This is a genomic window from Microcystis sp. LEGE 08355 (genome assembly GCF_015207185.1).
Lineage (GTDB): Bacteria > Cyanobacteriota > Cyanobacteriia > Cyanobacteriales > Microcystaceae > Microcystis > Microcystis panniformis.
This window is the reverse complement of sequence record NZ_JADEXI010000300.1, coordinates 1-5,719: the sequence shown is the minus strand read 5'-3', so window position 1 is coordinate 5,719 and position 5,719 is coordinate 1. Positions and strand designations below refer to the sequence as shown.

The window sequence follows — 5,719 nt, the reverse complement described above, 5'->3', positions numbered from 1 at the left end:
ACAGATAGTAGGGGGTTTTGTTCAGAAAAGAATTCAAATTCGGCCTTGAACGAGTAAAACTTTCTAGGAAATAAGGTTGAACATGAGATTTTTTCGACTTGTTCAAAGTGGCCGGAGGGCATTCGGACACTCAAAACGGACGTGGAGAAAGAGTCAGACTTAAGCAATTAAGCGTTTTTCGGTGAAGCGTCAACCCCGTTCAGCGACCACCCTAAAAAAGTGGCGTGGTGAGGAATCGCCGTCCGTTTTACGGCGGCGAGGATGTCAATTCAGGTAATGTGCTTCAATCCCTAGTATTTATCTTCCTTAGTGGGTGTGAGTCTTTTTCCCCGCTTCCAATTGAACCTCAGTCATAGGGGGAAGAATCTCGCTTTGGGGAATCTTTAACTCCCCCACCTGAACACCCAAACTAGCCAAAGCAGCTAAAGTGGTGATGATGCGGCAAATCACGTCAATGTCCGCTTTATGTTTTTGCCAGAAATTCATAGATTTTGCTCCTGTCGCCTTATGGCTTGTTTTTTGAGGACAAGTTGATTAAAATGCTTTCAGCAAATGCTGGCAAAAGGGGATCAAAAAGTGGATCAGATGGTAGGTTGACGTTTGACGAGATTTATGTTAGGGTCCGGCGAAATCAGATTATGGGATGAAGATGTAGAAACCCTTCGTAAGGCTAAAGATGCTTATAAGGGAAACTATTCTTGTGCTTCGGAGCAAATATTAATAGAAGCAAGTCGATGGTTACTTGAGGCATTTCTCGAAGAATACCGTAGTCAAACAAAAACTTCCAGTTATACCATTCCATTGAATGTCTTGAAAGATTGGATGACACTATCGCCACAATCCGGAACAACTAAAGACGTTTTAAAAACAGATGGGAAGAAATTGTACTTACAAAATGAATCTGATTTTAAAGGATTTGAACATCAGAAGAAAAGCGAGTACAGAATTGAAGATATTAATGATAATTTAATTCATTTAACCTTAGAAGATATTAATGGTTTATTAGAGCAGTCTATTTTAAAGGTAATTGGCATATCTGGAGATAGTTTGCGGTTTTGTACTGAACAAAAATATGGACTAGGAAAAAAAGGGCGAACCGCTAAACAATCTTATATTGTTCAAGCTTATTGCGAAGTATTAGGACTAGATTTTGAAAGCTTAGAATGTTGTCAAAATCATCATCAAAACCCCAAAAATCAACGAACAAATAATGAAAAAATTTATCGTATTTTGACAAAATTTAATTATACTAATCTAGTAAATTTTACTGATAAAATAGCCGCTAAACCTTTACGAGAAGGCAGTATTTATATTCCCCCTTGTCCTCATACATATCGTTTTTGGTGTTTGCGTCGTTTAGAAAAAGAAATCTTGATCACTAATAATTTGCCCGTTAAACCTATTGTTTTTAAGTTTCAAGGAGATGGTCAGGAAGAATGGGATAGCTATAGTCTTCATGAACATTTTTTCAATAATTCTGGAGGAATTAAAAATTTAAAGACTAATAATTTTTGTTTGATTTTTGAAGGAATTGATTGTGCAGACTTTGACCGTTTAAAGGACATTGATTCGTTTTGGCAAAATTTAACCAAAAAAGCTAGTAAAATACAAAATAGTCCCATTCCGGGCTTTTTATTAATGATTTGGTTAGATTATGGAAACAGTAATGATTGGAGAGATAAGGACAAATTATCAAAATTAAGTTCTATTCACCGCTTACAGATTGACTCTTGCTTTGAACAACGGTCTTTTCAGGAAATTATTCCTACTTTTGCTCAACAACTTCAGTTAGGTTGTGACTTACAGAATGAAACCACAGACTTATTTAAATCTACCTTGCAGGAATTATGGAAAAATAGCAATGAAGGCAACATAGAAGACACACTGAAAGCTTTTTATCAACAATTTCAAGGACAATTATCGAGGGAAAATAGATGGATAAACTATCCTTAACTTACACGGGAGAAATTCAACCCAAATCGGGACTTTATTATGAACCGATTCAACAAAAAATTTATCCCTATGACGCAGGTGATGAGTTAATAGAAGTTGTTAACTTGGCTATTGAATTGGGAATGCCTTTGTTACTAGAAGGTGAGCCGGGATGTGGCAAAAGTCGTCTAGCTCATGCCTTAGTTCATGAATTTAATTATCGTCAGGAAAGTAATCCTATAAAATATTATGAGTGGATAGTTCAATCTACAAGTAAAGCGGAAGATAGTCTCTATCAATATGATTATATTGGCCGTTTACAAGCTGCTCAAATTAGCGGAATTTTAAGCAAAAAAGAAATAGAAGAATCTTCTTCTGAGCAAAAAAATCCAGCTACTTCAAAGGATTGGGTTGATTTACAACCCTTGGGTAAAGCATTTAAACAAAGTAAAGATAAGCAAGAACAATCGGTAGTATTAATTGATGAAATAGATAAAGCAGATCGAGATTTTCCTAATGATTTACTTTTAGCCATTGAATCTCGTCGTTTTTTCATTAAAGAAACAGGAGAATTAATTCAAGCAAATGATCAAGCTTTTCCTCTGATTATTATTACCAGTAATCAAGAAAAAAACTTACCCAATGCTTTTCTGAGACGTTGCATTTATCACTATATTGAGCTACCCAACCAAGAAAGATTAAGAAAAATATTAACCGAACGGTTTACCGACGCTGAACAAGAGGTTATCATCAAAGCAGTGGACCGTTTTCAGGAAGTGAGAACATCACAAGACGAGACTAAATCTGAAGGAGAAAAAAAAGTTAGCACCAGTGAATTAATAGCCTGGTTTAAATCGTTACTCAAGTACAAACCTGAAGAAATTATCGCCAAATTAAACGAGGACAAATTACCCCACGCTAGTGTTTTACTAAAAAGCCGTACTGATTTACAAGATTATGGAACAAGAGGTTAAAAAAGCCAATGACATCCCCCCTACTTGACCTATTTTATCAACTCAGAGACGAAGAAGGATTTCTGCTGTCTATTGAACAATATTATCGGGTGGAAAATTACCTGATTCAAAAACTCGCCAATGATTCTGATATTGCTATTCAAGAAAATCCCAACTTAGACAATCCTAAAATTAAACTTCTTTGTCAAGCTTTATGGGTTAAATCCCCGAAAGAAAAAGAAAAGTTTGATCAGGCCTGGACAGAGATGCTACAATTCCAACCAGAAATAAATATAGAAATAGCCAAAAAAACACCTATTCGTCATCCAGAAGAATCGATTAGCAAAATCATAAACCCGATGGATGATAGGGAATCTCCCTCATTAGAAATTACCCCTTCTGGGGATACACAAATATCACCGGAGACTTCATTTCCACAAATTGCCACAGCTATTGAAAAGCGAAAAAAAATCACATCCCTAGATAATCCTGATTATTATCCTATTGGCATCGCTAAGTTACAAGAAAGTTGGCAGCAACTGCGTCCATTACCCCTAGAAAGTCCTCGACAAACTTGGGATCTAAAAGCTACGGTGATGGCAACGGCTAAACGAGGTTTTTTTGATCAAATAATTTACCAAAAGAAACAACTTTATCGCCGAGAAATTATTATTTTTATTGATTGTTCTGACTCGATGATTCCCTTTGCAGGATTTGGGCGAATAATGGAGCAAACTTGGGCAAATGTTCCCCATTTTTACTTTGATAATCTGATTAGAGACGAGGTTTTACGACAAGAAAACGGTTGGGAAAGTCAATCTTTAAGCAAAGTTCTCTCTAACTATTCTCCGGAAGTAACCAGTTGTCTAATTCTTAGTGATGCGGGTGCCGCTAGAAAACGTTATGTAGAAGAGCGCTTGAGCGCAACAGAAACCCTTATCCGACGATTTAGCCGAAGATTTAGCCGAGTCGCATGGTTAAACCCCTTACCCTATCATCGATGGTATGGGACAACTGCCTGGGATATTGCTGATTTAGCTGAAGATATACCCAATTTTTCCATGTTTGAACTAACCACAGAGGACTGGGAAAACTTGATAACATGGCTAAAAGAAGAAGCTATCCCACCCCGTCATTTTCAATTTAATCCTAATCAGTTTCAACAAGGGGATAATTGGGATGAGGATGAAGATTTTTTTAGCGCAGAAAGCCGTTTAAGATTATTTGAAAAAGAAAACGAACCAAACACCAGAGAACTAGCGAAAAGAGCGGCATTTCCCCTTAGTTTATCCCCTAATTTACTTTATTATCTGCGTCAACATCAAGATAAAGATAATCAAGGTTCTTGGTATGTGATCGCTGATATTTTACTGTCCAGTTTAGTCCGCAAAATAGATCGAGAACTTTATGAAATGTCTCCCGATGTTCGTAAACTACTATTAGAAAAATTAACCCCAGAGGAACTCAAATCTCTGGCCCATCAGTTACAAACCTATATTCAGGAACAAATCGGTGATCGTTGCTCAAAATCGGTTTATTGGCAAAATCAACAATGGTTAGCTCTTGCCTACCTAAAACCTAGTCAAGCGGTCAATGAAATCAGACAGGTACTAGCAGAAGCTATCAAAAATAATAACCGAGTGCGTCTTGTGAGATTGACAGCTTTATTAGAAAATATATCCGCTGCTTTAGCCGATTATGAACCCTTGTTATTGCTTAATGAACCGATTGCCGCCTATTCTAGAGGGGATTTAAACCACGTTGGCAATGTCCTTCAACTTTCCCCAGAAGACGAAGGAACCCTACAAAAACGTTTAATAGACAAGGTAGCCGCTATTGTTCCCTACAATGAAAACCTTTTTCTTTTTACCGCAGAAACGGTATTGGTTAATAAAACAGGCCAAGTTATCGAGAGAAAACCTGTTAAAGCCTATTTTTACGATGAAAACCTTCCGGAAGTTGGCAACTGGAAAAAAGCTCAAAACTATATCCGCATGATGTATATTCCCCAAGGAGAATTCTGGATGGGAACGGAAGATGAGGAAATCGAAAGACTGGTTAAAAAATTTGGTTGGGACGGATTTAGAAGGGAAAAACCCCCACACCTAGTCAAAGTCCCCGCTTTCCATATCAGTCAAACCCCGATTACCCAAGCTCAGTGGCAAGCTATCGCCGCAACCGCTAAAATAGACATCTACCTAGAGACAAACCCCTCTCGCTTCAAAGGGGATGAGCTACCCGTAGAAAGCGTCAACTGGTATGAAGCAACGGAATTCTGTAAACGACTATCAAGGGAAACAAAACGGGAGTATCGACTACCGAGTGAGGCGGAATGGGAGTACGCTTGTCGTGCTGGAACCACTACCCCATTCTACTTTGGGGAAACCATTACGGGGGAATTGGCCAACTACCGTGCCAGCAAAACCTACGCCGGGGAAGCGAAGGAAGAATATCGAGAAGAAACGACTCCCGTGGGACAGTTTCCCCCTAATGCCTTCGGGCTATACGATATGCACGGCAATGTCTGGGAATGGTGCGCCGATACTTGGCACGATAACTATGACGGTGCGCCGACGGATGGAAGTGTCTGGATAGAAAATGGGAATGATAATCGTTCTCCTCTGCGGGGCGGTTCTTGGTACAGCAATCCGGATTTCTGCCGTTCCGCTTCCCGCGTCAACTACAACCGCCGCGTCTACAGCTTCAACAGCGGTTTTCGGGTGGTGTGCGGTGCTGGGAGGGACCTGTAACCCTTTTTCTCTTTTTTTCCCTTTTTTTTCCCTCATTCCCTTTTCCGGAATTTTTTGGGGCAAGCTATAGAACAAGTGTATTAG

At 38.9% G+C, this 5,719-nt stretch carries 4 protein-coding genes; 3 read left to right on the top strand and 1 reads right to left on the bottom strand.

Annotated features, from left to right (window positions below; genetic code table 11):
* Positions 1–306 precede the first annotated feature (306 nt).
* A complete protein-coding gene (locus IQ242_RS15245; protein ID WP_193960537.1) occupies positions 307–486 on the bottom strand; it encodes a hypothetical protein in 180 nt (59 codons plus the stop codon).
* Positions 487–612: 126 nt separating this feature from the next.
* Between IQ242_RS15245 and IQ242_RS15240 the strand changes: the two genes are divergently transcribed.
* Genes IQ242_RS15240 through IQ242_RS15230 form a run of 3 tightly spaced genes read left to right on the top strand, consistent with a single transcriptional unit; the run spans position 613 to position 5,635 of the window.
* A complete protein-coding gene (locus tag IQ242_RS15240; RefSeq protein WP_193960536.1) occupies positions 613–1,953 on the top strand; it encodes a hypothetical protein in 1,341 nt (446 codons plus the stop codon).
* Positions 1,935–2,906 carry a MoxR family ATPase gene (locus tag IQ242_RS15235; protein ID WP_193960535.1) on the top strand — a complete coding sequence of 324 codons (972 nt, stop codon included), beginning with the start codon at positions 1,935–1,937 and terminating at the stop codon, positions 2,904–2,906. The genes IQ242_RS15240 and IQ242_RS15235 overlap by 19 nt, the downstream gene beginning before the upstream one ends.
* 8 nt (positions 2,907–2,914) lie before the next feature.
* Positions 2,915–5,635 carry an SUMF1/EgtB/PvdO family nonheme iron enzyme gene (locus tag IQ242_RS15230; RefSeq protein WP_193960534.1) on the top strand — a complete coding sequence of 907 codons (2,721 nt, stop codon included), beginning with the start codon at positions 2,915–2,917 and terminating at the stop codon, positions 5,633–5,635.
* Positions 5,636–5,719: the final 84 nt, after the last annotated feature.

Coding starts and splice junctions, on each gene's coding strand:
- IQ242_RS15245 (WP_193960537.1), bottom strand. CDS start 486: ATGAATTTCTGGCAAAAACATAAAGCGGACATTGACGTGATTTGCCGC.
- IQ242_RS15240 (WP_193960536.1), top strand. CDS start 613: ATGTTAGGGTCCGGCGAAATCAGATTATGGGATGAAGATGTAGAAACC.
- IQ242_RS15235 (WP_193960535.1), top strand. CDS start 1,935: ATGGATAAACTATCCTTAACTTACACGGGAGAAATTCAACCCAAATCG.
- IQ242_RS15230 (WP_193960534.1), top strand. CDS start 2,915: ATGACATCCCCCCTACTTGACCTATTTTATCAACTCAGAGACGAAGAA.